General features: G+C 68.6%; 18 protein-coding genes. 1 reads left to right on the top strand and 17 read right to left on the bottom strand.

Annotation, left to right across the window (positions count from 1 at the left end; genetic code table 11):
• Nucleotides 1-46 precede the first annotated feature (46 nt).
• The 4 genes from glmM to ACWEFL_RS12855 form a co-directional block, all read right to left on the bottom strand.
• The gene (gene glmM, locus ACWEFL_RS12840) at nucleotides 47-1,405 is read right to left on the bottom strand and encodes a phosphoglucosamine mutase (RefSeq protein ID WP_451710984.1); all 1,359 of its coding nucleotides are present in this window, start codon (nucleotides 1,403-1,405) and stop codon (nucleotides 47-49) included.
• Between the two features lie 154 nt (nucleotides 1,406-1,559).
• Complete coding sequence (gene rpsI, locus ACWEFL_RS12845; protein WP_451710985.1) at nucleotides 1,560-2,090, bottom strand: 30S ribosomal protein S9; 531 nt, start codon at nucleotides 2,088-2,090, stop codon at nucleotides 1,560-1,562.
• A gap of 40 nt (nucleotides 2,091-2,130) precedes the next feature.
• On the bottom strand, nucleotides 2,131-2,574 hold the full coding sequence (gene rplM, locus ACWEFL_RS12850) for a 50S ribosomal protein L13 (protein WP_451710986.1): 444 nt from the start codon (nucleotides 2,572-2,574) through the stop codon (nucleotides 2,131-2,133).
• Nucleotides 2,575-2,986: 412 nt separating this feature from the next.
• Entirely contained in the window at nucleotides 2,987-4,609 is a 1,623-nt protein-coding gene (locus ACWEFL_RS12855; RefSeq protein WP_451710987.1) for an ATP-binding cassette domain-containing protein, read from the bottom strand.
• A gap of 55 nt (nucleotides 4,610-4,664) precedes the next feature.
• Between ACWEFL_RS12855 and ACWEFL_RS12860 the strand changes: the two genes are divergently transcribed.
• On the top strand, nucleotides 4,665-5,615 hold the full coding sequence (locus tag ACWEFL_RS12860) for a hypothetical protein (RefSeq protein ID WP_451710988.1): 951 nt from the start codon (nucleotides 4,665-4,667) through the stop codon (nucleotides 5,613-5,615).
• On the opposite strand, the gene truA is transcribed toward ACWEFL_RS12860, so the two are convergent.
• From truA to rpsE, 13 genes are all read right to left on the bottom strand, one after another.
• Nucleotides 5,586-6,467, bottom strand: coding sequence for a tRNA pseudouridine(38-40) synthase TruA (truA, locus tag ACWEFL_RS12865; protein ID WP_451710990.1), 882 nt, complete (start codon nucleotides 6,465-6,467; stop codon nucleotides 5,586-5,588). The two genes, ACWEFL_RS12860 and truA, sit on opposite strands and share 30 nt — an antisense overlap.
• A gap of 77 nt (nucleotides 6,468-6,544) precedes the next feature.
• Complete coding sequence (gene rplQ, locus ACWEFL_RS12870) at nucleotides 6,545-7,087, bottom strand: 50S ribosomal protein L17 (RefSeq protein WP_451710991.1); 543 nt, start codon at nucleotides 7,085-7,087, stop codon at nucleotides 6,545-6,547.
• A 467-nt stretch (nucleotides 7,088-7,554) separates the two neighbouring features.
• A complete protein-coding gene (locus ACWEFL_RS12875) occupies nucleotides 7,555-8,577 on the bottom strand; it encodes a DNA-directed RNA polymerase subunit alpha (RefSeq protein WP_146481858.1) in 1,023 nt (340 codons plus the stop codon).
• 124 nt (nucleotides 8,578-8,701) lie between these two features.
• The gene (rpsK, locus tag ACWEFL_RS12880) at nucleotides 8,702-9,106 is read right to left on the bottom strand and encodes a 30S ribosomal protein S11 (RefSeq protein WP_003956432.1); all 405 of its coding nucleotides are present in this window, start codon (nucleotides 9,104-9,106) and stop codon (nucleotides 8,702-8,704) included.
• Nucleotides 9,107-9,171: 65 nt separating this feature from the next.
• Entirely contained in the window at nucleotides 9,172-9,552 is a 381-nt protein-coding gene (gene rpsM / locus ACWEFL_RS12885; RefSeq protein ID WP_389266408.1) for a 30S ribosomal protein S13, read from the bottom strand.
• A 194-nt stretch (nucleotides 9,553-9,746) separates the two neighbouring features.
• On the bottom strand, nucleotides 9,747-9,860 hold the full coding sequence (gene rpmJ / locus ACWEFL_RS12890; protein WP_003956441.1) for a 50S ribosomal protein L36: 114 nt from the start codon (nucleotides 9,858-9,860) through the stop codon (nucleotides 9,747-9,749).
• Between the two features lie 68 nt (nucleotides 9,861-9,928).
• The gene (gene infA / locus ACWEFL_RS12895; RefSeq protein WP_003956442.1) at nucleotides 9,929-10,150 is read right to left on the bottom strand and encodes a translation initiation factor IF-1; all 222 of its coding nucleotides are present in this window, start codon (nucleotides 10,148-10,150) and stop codon (nucleotides 9,929-9,931) included.
• A 240-nt stretch (nucleotides 10,151-10,390) separates the two neighbouring features.
• Entirely contained in the window at nucleotides 10,391-11,233 is an 843-nt protein-coding gene (gene map, locus ACWEFL_RS12900; protein WP_451710993.1) for a type I methionyl aminopeptidase, read from the bottom strand.
• A gap of 174 nt (nucleotides 11,234-11,407) precedes the next feature.
• The gene (locus ACWEFL_RS12905) at nucleotides 11,408-12,067 is read right to left on the bottom strand and encodes an adenylate kinase (protein ID WP_451710994.1); all 660 of its coding nucleotides are present in this window, start codon (nucleotides 12,065-12,067) and stop codon (nucleotides 11,408-11,410) included.
• Nucleotides 12,067-13,386, bottom strand: coding sequence for a preprotein translocase subunit SecY (secY, locus tag ACWEFL_RS12910; protein WP_451710996.1), 1,320 nt, complete (start codon nucleotides 13,384-13,386; stop codon nucleotides 12,067-12,069). The genes ACWEFL_RS12905 and secY overlap by 1 nt, the downstream gene beginning before the upstream one ends.
• A 233-nt stretch (nucleotides 13,387-13,619) precedes the next feature.
• Nucleotides 13,620-14,075 (bottom strand): 50S ribosomal protein L15, encoded by a 456-nt coding sequence (gene rplO / locus ACWEFL_RS12915; protein ID WP_451710998.1) that lies wholly within the window; start codon nucleotides 14,073-14,075, stop codon nucleotides 13,620-13,622.
• Between the two features lie 2 nt (nucleotides 14,076-14,077).
• Nucleotides 14,078-14,260: a 50S ribosomal protein L30 gene (gene rpmD, locus ACWEFL_RS12920; protein WP_006347219.1), complete on the bottom strand. Its 183-nt coding sequence runs from the start codon at nucleotides 14,258-14,260 to the stop codon at nucleotides 14,078-14,080.
• Nucleotides 14,260-14,865, bottom strand: a complete 606-nt coding sequence (rpsE, locus tag ACWEFL_RS12925; RefSeq protein ID WP_451711000.1) for a 30S ribosomal protein S5 — start codon at nucleotides 14,863-14,865, stop codon at nucleotides 14,260-14,262. Before rpsE ends, rpmD begins: the two co-directional genes overlap by 1 nt.
• Nucleotides 14,866-14,890 lie beyond the last annotated feature (25 nt).

Raw genomic sequence — 14,890 nt, forward strand, 5'->3', positions numbered from 1 at the left:
CCAGTGCGGACCCCGGCCCCGGCCCGGAACGGTTCGGAACCCGGACTCAGCCCAGCGTCGACTTCACCGCGTCGGCCAGCCGCCCCGCCACCGACCGCGCCTGCTCGATGTCGGCGGCCTCCACCATGACCCGTACGAGCGGCTCCGTCCCCGACGGCCGCAGCAGCACACGCCCCGTCGCACCCAGCTCACGCTCCGCCTCCGCGACCGCGCCCGCGAGCTCCGCGGAGGTGCCGACGCGGGACTTGTCCACGTCGGGCACATTGATCAGCACCTGGGGCAGCCGGTCCATCACGCCGGCCAGCTCCGCCAGCGACCGTTTGGTCGCCACGACCCGCGCCGCCAGCATCAGACCGGTCAGCGTGCCGTCGCCCGTCGTGGCATGGTCGAGGACGATGACATGGCCGGACTGCTCGCCGCCGAGCGCGTACCCGTGCTCCTTCATCGACTCCAGCACATAGCGGTCGCCGACCGCCGTCTGCACCAGCTCCAGGCCCTCCCGCTCCATCGCCAGCTTGAAGCCGAGATTGGACATGACGGTCGCGACGACGGTGTTCCCGCGGAGCGTGCCCGCCTCGCGCATCGCGAGGGCCAGCACCGCGAGGATCTGGTCACCGTCGATCTCCTCGCCGGACGCGTCGACGGCGAGGCAGCGATCGGCGTCACCGTCGTGCGCGACGCCGAGGTCCGCGCCGTGCTCGACGACCGCGGCCTTGAGCAGCTCCAGATGCGTCGACCCGCACCCTTCGTTGATGTTGAGCCCGTCGGGCGAGGCGCCGATCGTGACGACCTCCGCGCCCGCCCGCGCGAACGCCTCCGGCGACACCCGCGCGGCCGCGCCGTGCGCCTCGTCGAGGACGACCTTCAGCCCGTCGAGCCGGTTCGGGAGTACGGCGATGAGATGCGCGACGTACTTGTCGAAGCCCTCGTCGTAGTCCCTGACCCGGCCGACGCCGGCTCCCGTCGGGCGCTCCCAGGGCTCCCCCGTGCGGTGCTGCTCGTACACCGTCTCGATCCGGTCCTCCAGCTCGTCGGCGAGCTTGTGCCCGCCGCGCGCGAAGAACTTGATGCCGTTGTCCGGCATGGCGTTGTGGCTGGCGGAGAGCATCACGCCGAGGTCGGCGCCGAGCGCGCCGGTGAGATACGCCACGGCCGGAGTGGGCAGCACACCGACGCGCAGGACGTCCACGCCCGCGCTCGCGAGACCCGCCACGACGGCCGCCTCCAGGAACTCTCCCGACGCACGCGGATCTCGCCCGACCACCGCGACCGGCCGATGCCCTTCAAAAGTCCCCGCCTCGGCGAGCACATGCGCCGCGGCGACCGAGAGACCGAGCGCCAGCTCGGCCGTCAGATCCGCGTTGGCGACACCGCGCACACCGTCCGTGCCGAAGAGTCGTCCCACAACCGTCCTCCGAAAATGTTCCGTGTTGCTCCGGGAGTGCGAGCCTGTGAATGATTCATGCCCGTTCTACGCCCTGGGTCGAGAAAAACGTACGCCCCGGCGGCACGGAGCAGTGCCGCCGGGGCGTACGTACAGAGCAGAACTTCGCAGGCGATCAGCGCTTGCTGTACTGCGGGGCCTTACGGGCCTTCTTCAGACCGGCCTTCTTGCGCTCGACCGCGCGGTCGTCGCGGCTCAGGAAGCCGGCCTTCTTCAGCGCGCCGCGGTTGTTGTCCACGTCGGCCTCGTTCAGCGCACGGGCCACGCCGAGGCGCAGGGCGCCGGCCTGACCGGAGACGCCGCCACCCGAGATGCGGGCGATGACGTCGTAGCGGTTGTCGAGCTCGAGCACCTTGAAGGGCTCGTTGACTTCCTGCTGGTGCACCTTGTTCGGGAAGTAGTCCTCGAGGGTGCGCCCGTTGATCTTCCACTTGCCGGTGCCCGGAACGATCCGGACGCGGGCGATGGCGTTCTTGCGGCGGCCCAGGCCGGCGGCCGGCTGCGGGTCGCCGAAGCGGGACGCCAGGGACTCGGAGGTGTACTCGCCCTCGACGGGCGCCTCCGACTCGAAGGTCGTGACCTCGGCGTAGGTCTCTTCGCCCTCGGCAGCGGTCTCGACGGGGATCTCGGTGGTGGTCTCGGCCACGATGTTCCTCAGATTCTCTTCGTCTTAGGGGATGGCCGGACTACTGCGCGACCTGGGTGATCTCGAACGGGACCGGCTGCTGAGCAGCGTGCGGGTGGTTCTCGCCCGCGTAGACCTTCAGCTTCGAGAGCATCTGACGGCCCAGGGAGTTCTTGGGGATCATGCCCTTGATGGCCTTCTCGACAGCCTTCTCGGGGCTCTTGGCCAGCAGCTCGTCGTAACGGACGGAGCGCAGACCACCCGGGTAGCCGGAGTGGCGGTACGCCATCTTCTGGGTCTTCTTGTTGCCGGACAGGTGAACCTTGTCGGCGTTGATGATGATGACGAAGTCGCCCATGTCCATGTGGGGGGCGTAAGTCGGCTTGTGCTTGCCCCTGAGGAGGTTCGCTGCCGTTGACGCCAGGCGGCCCAGGACGATGTCCTGCGCGTCGATGATGTGCCACTGGCGCGTGACATCGCCGGGCTTGGGGCTGTACGTACGCACGGTCGTAGCCTTCGCTTCTTCAGTGAGTGGGACTCCCCCGGTCCGTACGGACCAGGCGAGCGGGTTCCTGACAAGGCCACCCGGACGATCACGACAGCCCTGGCCGCACACGGGGACGCAACCCGAATGCATGCCGCTGGTCATCGGCCCGGTGAACCGGCGTAAGGGCCCCTCACGTGAGATAGAGCAAGCCGATACGCATGACAAAGCAGCAGCTTACCCGGATGCCTCCGGACGGGTCAAAACGCGGCTGACGGGGTGGCCGGGGGGCACCGGAATCCGACCCCGGCCGTGCTCCGGCGGGGCGTCTTTCACGGCTCCGGTACGACCGGTCCCCGAGCGTAGAGGCCCCCGAGCGCAGAGGCCAGCCGAGGGCAGGGGCCCGCGCCGACGCGAGGGGCGCGGATCGCCGCTACCTCGCCCGCTCCACACGGCGCTCGTCCCAGACGGGCTCCGCGGTCTCCCGGACCACCCCGTCCGAGCCGAAGACCAGATAGCGGTCGAAGGAGCGGGCGAACCACCGGTCGTGCGTGACCGCCAGCACCGTGCCGTCGTACACCTCCAACCCGTCCTGAAGCGCCTCCGCCGACTCCAGGTCCAGGTTGTCCGTGGGCTCGTCCAGCAGCAGCGCGGTCGTGCCCTGAAGCTCCAGCAGCAGAATCTGGAACCGCGCCTGCTGGCCGCCGGACAGCTTGTCGAAGCTCTGGTCGCCCTGCCGCTCCAGCTCGTACCGCCGCAGCACCGACATCGCCCCGCCCCGGTCCTTCGCGTGCTCCGTCCACAGAATGTCGACCAGCGTCCGGCCCAGAAGCTCTGGATGCGCGTGGGTCTGCGCGAAGTGACCGGGAACGACCCGCGCCCCCAGCCTCCACTCGCCCGTGTGCGCCACGGACCCGTCCCCCGCCAGCAACCGCAGGAAGTGCGACTTGCCCGAGCCGTTCGAGCCGAGCACGGCGACCCGCTCCCCGTAGAAGACCTCCAGGTCGAAGGGTTTCATCAGCCCGGTCAGCTCCAGGCCGGCGCAGGTCAGCGCCCGCACCCCCGTGCGCCCGCCCCGCAGCCGCATCCGGATCTCCTGCTCCCGCGGCGGCTCCGGCGGCGGACCCGCGTCCTCGAACTTCCTGAGACGGGTCTGCATCGCCCGGTACCGCGACGCCATGTCGGGACTGTTCGCCGCCTGCTGCCGCAGCCTCAGCACCAGCGCCTTCAGCCGCGCGTGCTCCTCGTCCCAGCGCCGCTTCAGCTCCTCGAACCGCGCGAACCGTTCCTTCCGCGCCTGGTGGTACGTGTCGAAGCCGCCGCCGTGCACCCACACATCGGAACCCGCCGGTCCCGGCTCCACACTCACGATCTTCTGTGCCGTCCGGGACAGCAGCTCCCGGTCGTGGGAGACGAAGAGAACCGTCTTACGGGTCTCCTTCAGCCGCTCCTCCAGCCACCGCTTGCCGGGCACGTCCAGATAGTTGTCCGGCTCGTCCAGCAGCAGCACCTCGTCCGGGCCGCGCAGCAGCGCCTCCAGCGCCAGCCGCTTCTGCTCGCCGCCGCTGAGCGTCTTCAGGTCGCGGAACTGGGCGCGCTCGTACGGCATGCCCAGCGCGGCCACCGTGCACATGTCCCAGAGCGTCTCCGCCTCGTAGCCGCGCGCCTCCGCCCAGTCGCTGAGCGCCTGCGCGTACGCCATCTGCGCGGACTCGTCGTCCACCGTCATGATCCGGTGCTCGGCCGCGTCCACCGCGGCCGCGGCCTCCCGCACACGGGGCTGGGCGAGCGACACCAGCAGATCCCGCACCGTCCGCTCGTCCCGCACCGAGCCGATGAACTGGCGCATCACGCCGAGCCCACCGCTGGAGGAGACCGAGCCGCCGTGCGGCTCCAGCTCGCCCGCGATCAGCCGCAGCAGGGTCGTCTTGCCCGCGCCGTTGGCCCCCACCAGGGCGACCACGGCGCCGTCCCCCACCCGGAAGGAGGCGTCCCCCAGCAGCACCCGCCCGTCGGGCAGGTAGTACTCCAGATGCGCGGCTTCGAGATGTCCCATGGTCCGATTCTCAGGGTCGACGCCCCGTCGGCCCAACCGGTTTAGGATGCGCGGCATGAGCTTTGGGCAGGGGGGACCTCAGTGGGGGTCCGGTGACGGACAGAACCGGGATCCCTACGGGTACCGCCAGGAACCGTACAACTCCCGCCGGCCAGACCAGGACTGGGATCCCTTCGGCACGCGCGCCGCCGCCTCGGGCGACACCCCCGACTGGGCCGCCCTGGCCGACGCCTCCGCCTCCCGCGCCCGCCGCAAACGGTGGCTGATGCTGGGCGGCGGCGTGCTCGCCACCGCCGCGATCGCCACCATCGTGGCATTCGCGATCCTCTCCTCCAACGACGGCGGCGGGAACCGGGCCTCCCAGAGCGCCTCGAACGAGCTGCCCGGCCCGCCGAACCAGCCCGGCGGCACCGGCGAGCCCGAGCCGTCGTTCTCCTCGGTCGCGCCGCTTCCCGCGCCGGTCCCCAAGGACTTCGTCTCCGACGAGAAGAAGGACAAGGCCCCCCTCACCATCGACACCCTCTTCCCCGGCGGGAACCTCACCCTCGACGACCGGAAGTACACGAAGGGCGCGACCGCCCGCACCGGCACCTGCTCATCGGCCGCCCAGGCGGGGCTCAGCGCGGTCCTGGAGAACAACGGCTGCGACCAGGTCTTCCGCGCCACCTACAGCAGGGACGGCATCGCGGTCACCATCGGCGTCGCCGTCTTCGGCACCGAGGCCGAGGCCAAGAAGTCCACCGGGACCACCCGGAACATCGCCCCTCTGCCGGGCGCGGGCATCGCCTCGTTCTGCAAGGGCGGCCGGGTCTGCCGATTCACCGCCAACTCCTACGGCCGCTACGCCTACTTCACCGCCACCGGCTACACCACGGCCAAGTCCGTCACCACGAAGGACACCAAGGCGTTCCAGGTCGGCGACGACATCGCGGAGTTCGCCTTCCGCCAGATCGTGCGGCGCGGCGAGGCCCAGGCGTCAGCAGCAGCCACCGCCCCCGTCGGCTGAGACCACGGGCAGCGAACGCCTGTTGCGGGCCTCCCGGCTCCGGGCCGCCAGCAACTCGTCGGCGGGATAGCCGACTTCCTCCAGCGTGAGTCCGTGCGGCCGTACGACATGGACCGCCGAGTCCCGTACGCCCGCCGCCAGCACCTTCGCGGGCCACTCCACCGGCCGGTGCCCGTCCCCCACGAACAGCAGCGCGCCCACCAGCGACCGCACCATGTTGTGGCAGAAGGCGTCCGCTCGGACGGTCGCGGTGACGACCCCGCTCGGATCCCGCTCCCAGGACAGCCGCTGAAGCGTACGGATGGTCGTCGCGCCCTCGCGCTTCCTGCAGTACGCGGCGAAGTCGTGCTCCCCCACCAGCCGCCGCGCGGCCTCGTTCATCGCGTCCACGTCCAGCGGCCAGTCGTGCCAGAGCACATGCCCGCGCAGCAGCGGATCGACTCCGCCGGGGCTGTCGGTGACCCGGTACGCGTACCGCCGCCAGATCGCCGAGAACCGGGCGTCGAAGCCCTCGGGGGCCTCGGCCACCCGCCAGATCCGCACATCCCGCGAGAGCCGCCCGGCGAGCCGCTTCAGCAGCTTCTCCCGGTGCTCGGCCCAGACCTCGGCGGGCAGATCCACATGCGCCACCTGTCCCCGCGCGTGCACCCCCGCGTCGGTGCGCCCGGCGACGGTCAGCTCATACGTCCGCGAGGACCTCGTCACCGTACGGAGGGCGTCCTCGATCTCGCCCTGGACGGTGCGCCGTCCCCCGGCCTGTCTGGCCCAGCCGGAGAAGTCCTTGCCGTCGTACGAGAGGTCCAGCCTCAGCCGTACGGGAGGGGACTCGATGTCGTCACTGTCGTCGCTCACGCGTCAGATCCTTACTCGGCGAACAGCGGAACGGGTCCGCTCCCCGAGGGGACCGGACCCGTTCCAGAGCCTTGGACTCAGGCGTCCTTGGACTCCTCGGCGGCCGCGTCGGCCGGCTTGGCGTCCGAAACAGCCTTGTCCTCGACAGGCGCGTCCTCGACAGGGCTCGCGTCCTCGACGGGCGCGTCCTTCTTGAGGGCGTCCTCCTTGACCGCGCGCTTGGTCGCGGCCTCGGCCTCGGCGACGGTCGCCTTCTTGGCGATCTCGCCCTCGACCAGCTCGATCACGGCCATCCGGGCGTTGTCACCACGGCGGTTGCCGATCTTGGTGATACGGGTGTAGCCACCCGGACGCTCGGCGTACCGCGGCGCGATCTCGGTGAACAGGGTGTGGACGATCCCCTTGTCCGTGATCGTCTGAAGAACCAGACGACGGTTGTGGATGTCGCCCTTCTTCGCCTTGGTGATCAGTCGCTCGGCGACCGGACGCAGACGGCGCGCCTTGGCCTCGGTCGTCCTGATCCGGCCGTGCTCGAACAGCTGCTTCGCGAGGTTCGCGAGAAGCAGACGCTCGTGCGCGGCACTGCCGCCCAGACGGGCGCCCTTGGTGGGCTTCGGCATGGTGTTTCTCCTTGTGTGCTGCACCGGCCGTATCAGGTACCGATGTCAGTTCCCCCCGGACGGCTGCCCGGAGGAAGTCTTCAGCCCGACGGCATCGAGCCCGCCCGGCATCCGAGGCGAGAGCCTCGGCCGCACCGAGCCCGTCCCGCGTACGCGGGACAGCCCGGAACGGCAGCGCTCGGGCCTTGGCCGGGCTCGCTTCCCCGACCGCGCCCCCCGCGTTCCAGCCCGTCCGGCGTTCGAGGACGAGCCTCACCCCAGGGGCGGAGCACCGGGACGAACCCCGCCTGCCCCGCCGGAGGCGACTAGGCCGCTTCTGGCGGATCTTGCTGGGCTCGCGTGCCCTGGCACCGCGCCTCGCTGCGTTGTCGTCGGTCACCTATGCTCCGCATGGATTCCCTCCTCCGCCTTGCGATGCACGGCACCAGACCCCGCTCACTGATCCAGCCTGATCCACCAGAAACGACCTAGTACTGCTCGGTCTCCACGAAACCCGCGTCCGCGTCGTCGTCCGCGCCGAACGCGTCCGCCGCGGCGGTCGGGTCGAATCCGGGCGGGCTGTCCTTGAGGGCCAGGCCCATGCCGGCCAGCTTCGCCTTGACCTCGTCGATCGACTTCGCGCCGAAGTTGCGGATGTCGAGCAGGTCCGCCTCGGAGCGGGCGACCAGCTCGCCCACGGAGTGGATGCCCTCGCGCTTGAGGCAGTTGTAGGAGCGGACGGTGAGTTCCAGCTCCTCGATCGGCAGAGCCAGATCCGCGGCGAGCGCGGCGTCCGTCGGGGACGGGCCCATGTCGATGCCCTCGGCGTCGATGTTCAGCTCGCGCGCGAGACCGAACAGCTCGACCAGGGTCTTTCCGGCGGAGGCCATGGCGTCACGGGGACGCATCGCCTGCTTGGTCTCGACGTCGACGATCAGCTTGTCGAAGTCGGTGCGCTGCTCGACTCGGGTCGCCTCGACCTTGTACGTGACCTTGAGCACCGGCGAGTAGATGGAGTCGACCGGGATCCGGCCGATCTCCTGGCCCACCTGCTTGTTCTGCACGGCGGAGACATAGCCGCGACCGCGCTCGACGGTCAGCTCCATCTCCAGCTTGCCCTTGCCGTTGAGCGTGGCGAGGACGAGGTCGGGGTTGTGGACCTCGACACCGGCCGGGGGCGCGATGTCGGCGGCGGTGACCAGACCCGGTCCCTGCTTGCGCAGGTACATCACGACCGGCTCGTCGTGCTCCGAGGAGACGACCAGCTGCTTGATGTTGAGGATGAGGTCGGTGACGTCCTCCTTGACGCCCGGCACGGTGGTGAACTCGTGCAGAACGCCGTCGACGCGGATGGACGTGACCGCCGCACCCGGAATCGAGGAGAGGAGCGTACGGCGGAGGGAGTTGCCGAGGGTGTAGCCGAAGCCCGGCTCCAGCGGCTCGATGACGAACCGGGAACGGTACTCGTCGACTACCTCTTCGGTCAGCGACGGACGCTGAGCGATCAGCATGCGAGAAATCCTTCAGTCGGGGGCGCCCGCTATTTGACGCCCGACAGGTGTCTTACAAGGGTACGGGCGGCACGTCCCGAAGGAGCCGTACCGCCCGGACGCCCGGTTCCAGCGACGCGCGACGTCAGACGCGGCGGCGCTTGGGGGGACGGCAGCCGTTGTGCGGCGTGGGGGTGACGTCCTGGATCGAGCCGACCTCGAGGCCGGTGGCCTGGAGGGAGCGGATCGCGGTCTCACGGCCGGAGCCGGGACCCTTGACGAAGACGTCGACCTTGCGCATGCCGTGCTCCTGCGCGCGGCGGGCGGCCGACTCGGCGGCCATCTGCGCGGCGAAGGGGGTGGACTTGCGCGAGCCCTTGAAGCCGACGTGGCCGGCGGAGGCCCAGGAGATCACGTTGCCGGAGGGGTCCGTGATCGAGACGATCGTGTTGTTGAACGTGCTCTTGATGTGCGCGTGGCCGTGAGCGACGTTCTTCTTTTCCTTGCGGCGCACCTTCTTGGCAGCGCCCTGACGACCCTTGGGGGGCATCTAAATCTCCTACGGGGAGGTGGTCGGTCCTACAGCGAAGACCGCGGAGGGGAGTCCGCTGAGGACTACTTCTTGCCCGGCTTCTTCTTACCGGCGATGGCGCGACGCGGGCCCTTGCGGGTACGGGCGTTCGTGCTGGTGCGCTGGCCGTGGACGGGCAGACCGCGACGGTGCCGCAGACCCTGGTAGCAGCCGATCTCGACCTTGCGGCGGATGTCGGCCTGGATCTCGCGCCGGAGGTCACCCTCGGTGCGGAGGTTGGCGTCCACGTACTCGCGGATCTTGACCAGGTCCTCTTCGGCCAGGTCACGAACGCGGGTGTCGGGGTTCACGCCGGTCGAGGCGAGGATCTCCTTGGACCGGGTGCGCCCGATACCGAAGACGTAGGTGAGTGCGATCTCCACGCGCTTTTCGCGCGGGATGTCGACACCGGAAACGCGTGCCATTCAATGGCTCCTGTGTGTTCGGGGGTCTTCAGCAGAACCGCTCCCGGCCGCCGACCGCCCGGTTGAGGCGGTGGTACGTCCAGGTCCCCGGCCCCCGCCGGAGGTGTCGCCGGCCCTCGCGGGCTGGGCGGGCTCTGCGTATGTACGTATCGCTTGCGTCGCGCGAAGAACTGCGAGGTGCAGGTTGGCGTGCGTCAGCCCTGGCGCTGCTTGTGGCGCAGGTTGTCGCAGATGACCATGACCCGGCCGTGACGGCGGATCACCTTGCACTTGTCGCAGATCTTCTTGACGCTCGGCTTGACCTTCATGGGATGTGAGGTTCTCCGGGTCAGTGTCAGCGTCTCGCGCCGGGAAACGGGCGGGACGCGGACAAGATCTACTTGTAGCGGTAGACGATCCGGCCACGCGTCAGGTCGTACGGAGACAGCTCCACGACGACCCGGTCGTCCGGGAGGATACGGATGTAGTGCATCCGCATCTTGCCGGAGATGTGCGCGAGGACCTTGTGACCGTTCTGAAGCTCCACCTTGAACATGGCGTTCGGGAGGGACTCGATCACGGTGCCCTCGATTTCGATGGCACCTTGCTTCTTGGCCACGCTTCGCCCTTCGAATCGGCTACCTTGATCGACTCTCGTCGCTGCGCGCCACGCGAATACGGGCACACGGATACACGAGAGCCGACACATCAGTCTACGACAGGGCATCCCAAAAGACGAATCCAGCAAGTTTGCCCATTCGCGATGATCGTTATGCGCATGCGGGGCGCGGATCGCCCGGACGCACGGAATGTTCCGCGGGGCCGAAGCCCCACACGCCCCCGATCCCCGCCGGAGGGCTCAGTGCCGGGCGAGCGGGTCCGGGGCCGCCGTGACGCCCAGTTCGGCGAGCTTGGCCCGGCCGCAGTCCGGGGAGGTGAGGACCAGCGGGCCCTCGTCGGTGAGCGCGACCGAATGCTCCCAGTGCGAGGACCAGGTGCCGTCGGTGGTGATGACGGTCCACTCGTCCTCCAGCACCTTGGTCTTCGGCGTGCCGAGGGAGACCATCGGCTCGATCGCCAGACAGAAGCCGGACACCAGCCGCGGGCCCTTGCCGCGCTTGCGCGAGACGTAGTTCAGCAGATGGGGGTCCATGTGCATCTCGGTGCCGATGCCGTGGCCGCCGTACTCCTCGATGATCCCGTAGCGCCCGCCGCCCGGCTTCGGCTGGCGGCGGATGTAGCTCTCGATGGCGCGGGAGACGTCCACCAGCCGGCTGCCGGCCTTCATGGCGGCGATCCCGGCCCACATGGACTCCTCGGTCACCCGCGACAGCTCGATCAGCTCCGGGGCGTGCCCCTCGCCGACGAAGACGGTGTACGCGGCGTCGCCGTGCCAGCCGTCGACGATCGCTCCCGCGTCGACGGAGATGATGTCGCCGTCCCGCAGGACGGTCTTCTCGCTCGGGATGCCGTGGACGACGACGTCGTTGACCGAGGTGCAGATGGTGGCGGGGAAGCCGCCGTAGCCGAGGAAGTTCGAGGTGGCCCCGTGGTCGGCGATCACCTTGCGGGCGACCTCGTCCAGGTCCTTGGTGGTGGCGCCGGGCACGGCCGCCTCACGGGTCGCCGCGTGGATCGCGGCGACGACCAGTCCCGCCTCGCGCATCTTCGCGATCTGCTCCGGGGTCTTGATCTGCACCATGGCCTTGCCCGCCCTCCTGCGCGGCCGCACCGCCGCATCGCGCGGAGGTGGTCGCCTCCGCCGTGTTCCGTTCAATTATCGGCCGGTGGCCGGTGGGCCCGCCGCACGAGGACGGCCGCGATGTCCTCGGGACACCGCGGCCGTGAAGAACCCCTGCCGAACCCGGTCAGCCGGTCAGCCGGTCCTAGTATTCTTCAGTGCGTCCATCGCGCGCCGGGTCACTTCCGTGACCGGGCCGAGCGCGGAGATCGTCACCACGAGGCCCTGACCCCGGTAGTAGTCGATGATCGGCTCGGTCTGGGTGTGGTAGACCTCCAGGCGCTTGCGCACGGTGGTCTCGGAGTCGTCGTCGCGCTGGTACAGATCGCCGCCGCAGGTGTCGCAGACACCCGCTTCGGCCGGGGGCGAGTACGTCATGTGGAACACATGACTCGAGTCGTTGCGGCAGATGCGGCGGCCCGCGATCCGCTTGACGACCTCGTCCTCGGGGACCTCCAGGTCGAGCACCGCGTCCAGCGTCATGTCCTCGGACTTCAGCATCGCGTCAAGCGCCTCGGCCTGCGAGACATTGCGCGGGAAGCCGTCCAGCAGGAAGCCGTTCGCGGCGTCCGGCCGATCCATCCGGTCCTTGGCCATGCCGATGGTGACCTCGTCGGGCACCAGCTCTCCCGCGTCCATGTAGGACTTCGCCCGGCGACCGAGTTCGGTGCCCTGGCTGATGTTGGCACGGAAGAGATCGCCCGTAGAGATGTGCGGGATCGACAGGTTCTCGGCAAGGTACGCGGCCTGCGTTCCCTTGCCGGCACCGGGTGGTCCGACGAGGACGATTCTCATCAGCGGAGGAACCCTTCGTAATTGCGCTGCTGGAGCTGGCTCTCGATCTGCTTCACGGTCTCCAGACCCACACCCACGATGATGAGGATGCTCGTCCCGCCGAACGGGAAGTTCTGGTTCGCGCCTCCGAAGCCCGCCAACGCCATCGTCGGAACAAGAGCAATCAGACCCAGGTACAGCGAGCCCGGCCAAGTGATCCTGTTGAGCACATAGCTCAGATACTCGGCAGTGGGCCGACCAGCCCGGATACCCGGGATGAAGCCACCATACTTCTTCATGTTGTCCGCGACTTCCTCGGGGTTGAACGAGATGGCCACGTAGAAGAAGGCGAAGAAGACGATGAGGAGGAAGTAGGTGACGATGTAGTAGGGGTGATCGCCCTTGATCAGGTGGTTTTCGATCCAGGTCTTCCAGGATGAGGTGCCCGTGGAGAACTGCGCCACCAGCGCCGGGATGTAGAGCAGCGACGAGGCGAAGATGACAGGGATCACACCCGCCTGGTTCACCTTGAGGGGGATGTACGTGGAGGTGCCGCCGTACGACCGCCGGCCGATCATGCGCTTCGCGTACTGCACCGGAATACGGCGCTGAGCCTGCTCGACGAAGACGACCAGGGCCACCATGACGAAGCCGATGATGATGACGGTTCCGAACTCGATCCAGCCCTTGGCGAGCTTTCCGCTCTCCTTGATCGCCCACAGCGCGCCGGGGAAGCCCGCGGCGATCGAGATGAACATCAGGATCGACATGCCGTTGCCGATACCGCGGTCGGTGATCAGCTCACCGAGCCACATGACGGCCGCGGTGCCCGCGGTCATCGTGAGGACCATGACGACGGTCGTGAAGATCGACTGGTCCGGCACGATCTGATTGCCGACCGAGCAGCCCTGGAACAGCATGCCGCTCCGGGCCGTCGCCACCAGACCGGTCCCCTGGAGCACGGCGAGGGCCACCGTCAGATACCGGGTGTATTGTGTGATCTTCGCGGTGCCGGACTGACCCTCCTTCTTGAGGGCCTCCAGCCGCGGGATGACCACGGTCAGCAGCTGCAGGATGATGCTCGCGGTGATGTACGGCATGATGCCGAGCGCGAAGATGGTGATCTGCAGCAGCGCGCCACCGCTGAACATGTTCACGAGGCCGAACAGGCTGTTGTTGTTCTTCGACGCCTGGTCGACGCAGAACTGCACATTCCCGTAGTCGATTCCCGGAACCGGGATGTGCGACCCGAGGCGGTAGAGCACGATGATGGCGAGCGTGAAGAGCAGCTTCTTGCGCAGGTCGGGCGTCTTGAACGCTCGGGCGAACGCGGTGAGCACGGTGCCTCCTGCGACCCCCGCGCTACTGCGTCAGAGGTGACGGTCTTGAGGATCGACGGATAGGTATTCAGCAAGCCGTGCGGCCCCTGCCGGGAGCGGGCCGTACGGGTAGTACAGAGCAATGCACGCCACCTTACCGGCGACGGTGCCACCCTTGGAACGACCAACCGGGGATGCCCCATATGAGAGGCATCCCCGGTCGATTGTCTCAGCCTTCAGCCACTGAACCCGTATCAGACGAGTTCGGTGACGGTGCCGCCGGCGGCGGCGATCTTCTCCTTGGCGGAGCCGGAGACGGCGTCGACCGTCACCTGCAGCGCCACGGAGACCTCGCCCTGTCCGAGGACCTTGACGAGATGGTTCTTGCGCACCGCGCCCTTGGCGACCAGATCGGCCACCGTGACCTCTCCACCCTCGGGGTAGAGCGCGGCCAGCTTGTCCAGGTTCACGACCTGGTACTCGGTGCGGAACGGGTTCTTGAAGCCCTTGAGCTTCGGGAGACGCATGTGGAGGGGCATCTGCCCACCCTCGAAGCGCTCCGGAACCTGGTAGCGGGCCTTGGTGCCCTTGGTGCCACGACCAGCGGTCTTACCCTTGGACGCCTCACCACGACCCACACGGGTCTTGGCGGTCTTGGCGCCCGGGGCAGGACGGAGGTTGTGGACCTTCAGCGGCTTGATCTCCGCCATGGTTAGTCGACCTCCTCGACCGTGACGAGGTGGCGGACGGTGTGCACCATGCCGCGGAACTCGGGACGGTCCTCCTTGACAACCACGTCGTTGAGCTTCTTCAGCCCGAGCGAACGCAGGGTGTCGCGGTGGTTCTGCTTGCTGCCGATGTACGACTTCGTCTGCGTGATCTTGAGGCGGGCCATTACGCACCCGCTCCCGCACGCGCACGGAGCAGGGCCGCGGGGGCCACGTCCTCGAGGGGCAGACCGCGGCGGGCCGCGATCTCCTCGGGACGCTGGAGACCCTTGAGGGCCTCCACGGTCGCGTGCACGATGTTGATCGCGTTGTCGGAGCCGAGAGACTTCGACAGGATGTCGTGAACGCCGGCGCACTCCAGGACGGCGCGCACCGGGCCACCGGCGATAACACCGGTACCGGGGGAAGCAGGCTTCAGCAGGACGACGCCCGCGGCCTTCTCACCCTGGATGGGGTGCGGGATGGTGCCCTGGATACGGGGGACCTTGAAGAAGTGCTTCTTGGCCTCCTCGACACCCTTGGCGATGGCGGCCGGCACCTCCTTGGCCTTGCCGTAACCGACACCGACGGTGCCGTCACCGTCGCCCACCACGACCAGCGCGGTGAAGCTGAAGCGACGACCACCCTTCACAACCTTGGCGACGCGGTTGATCGCGACGACGCGCTCAACGTACGCGGTCTTCTCGGCGGCGGATGCTCCGCCGTCACGGCCCTTCCGGTCCCGCCGCTCGCCGCCACCGGCACCGCCTCCGCGGCGCTGGGGTCCAGCCATTGGAATTACCTCTCTCTGTTACGTC

The sequence above is a fragment of the Streptomyces sp. NPDC004838 genome (assembly GCF_053600955.1).

Excerpts from the sequence above, each read along its gene's own strand:
- rpmD (WP_006347219.1), bottom strand. The coding sequence starts at position 14,260 with ATGGCCCGCCTCAAGATCACGCAGACGAAGTCGTACATCGGCAGCAAG.
- map (WP_451710993.1), bottom strand. The coding sequence starts at position 11,233 with ATGGTGCAGATCAAGACCCCGGAGCAGATCGCGAAGATGCGCGAGGCG.
- rpmJ (WP_003956441.1), bottom strand. The coding sequence starts at position 9,860 with ATGAAGGTCAAGCCGAGCGTCAAGAAGATCTGCGACAAGTGCAAGGTG.
- ACWEFL_RS12860 (WP_451710988.1), top strand. The coding sequence starts at position 4,665 with ATGAGCTTTGGGCAGGGGGGACCTCAGTGGGGGTCCGGTGACGGACAG.
- rpsK (WP_003956432.1), bottom strand. The coding sequence starts at position 9,106 with ATGCCCCCCAAGGGTCGTCAGGGCGCTGCCAAGAAGGTGCGCCGCAAG.
- ACWEFL_RS12905 (WP_451710994.1), bottom strand. The coding sequence starts at position 12,067 with ATGAGAATCGTCCTCGTCGGACCACCCGGTGCCGGCAAGGGAACGCAG.
- ACWEFL_RS12875 (WP_146481858.1), bottom strand. The coding sequence starts at position 8,577 with ATGCTGATCGCTCAGCGTCCGTCGCTGACCGAAGAGGTAGTCGACGAG.
- ACWEFL_RS12855 (WP_451710987.1), bottom strand. The coding sequence starts at position 4,609 with ATGGGACATCTCGAAGCCGCGCATCTGGAGTACTACCTGCCCGACGGG.
- rplQ (WP_451710991.1), bottom strand. The coding sequence starts at position 7,087 with ATGCCGAAGCCCACCAAGGGCGCCCGTCTGGGCGGCAGTGCCGCGCAC.
- rplO (WP_451710998.1), bottom strand. The coding sequence starts at position 14,075 with ATGGCGGAGATCAAGCCGCTGAAGGTCCACAACCTCCGTCCTGCCCCG.
- rpsE (WP_451711000.1), bottom strand. The coding sequence starts at position 14,865 with ATGGCTGGACCCCAGCGCCGCGGAGGCGGTGCCGGTGGCGGCGAGCGG.
- rpsM (WP_389266408.1), bottom strand. The coding sequence starts at position 9,552 with ATGGCACGCGTTTCCGGTGTCGACATCCCGCGCGAAAAGCGCGTGGAG.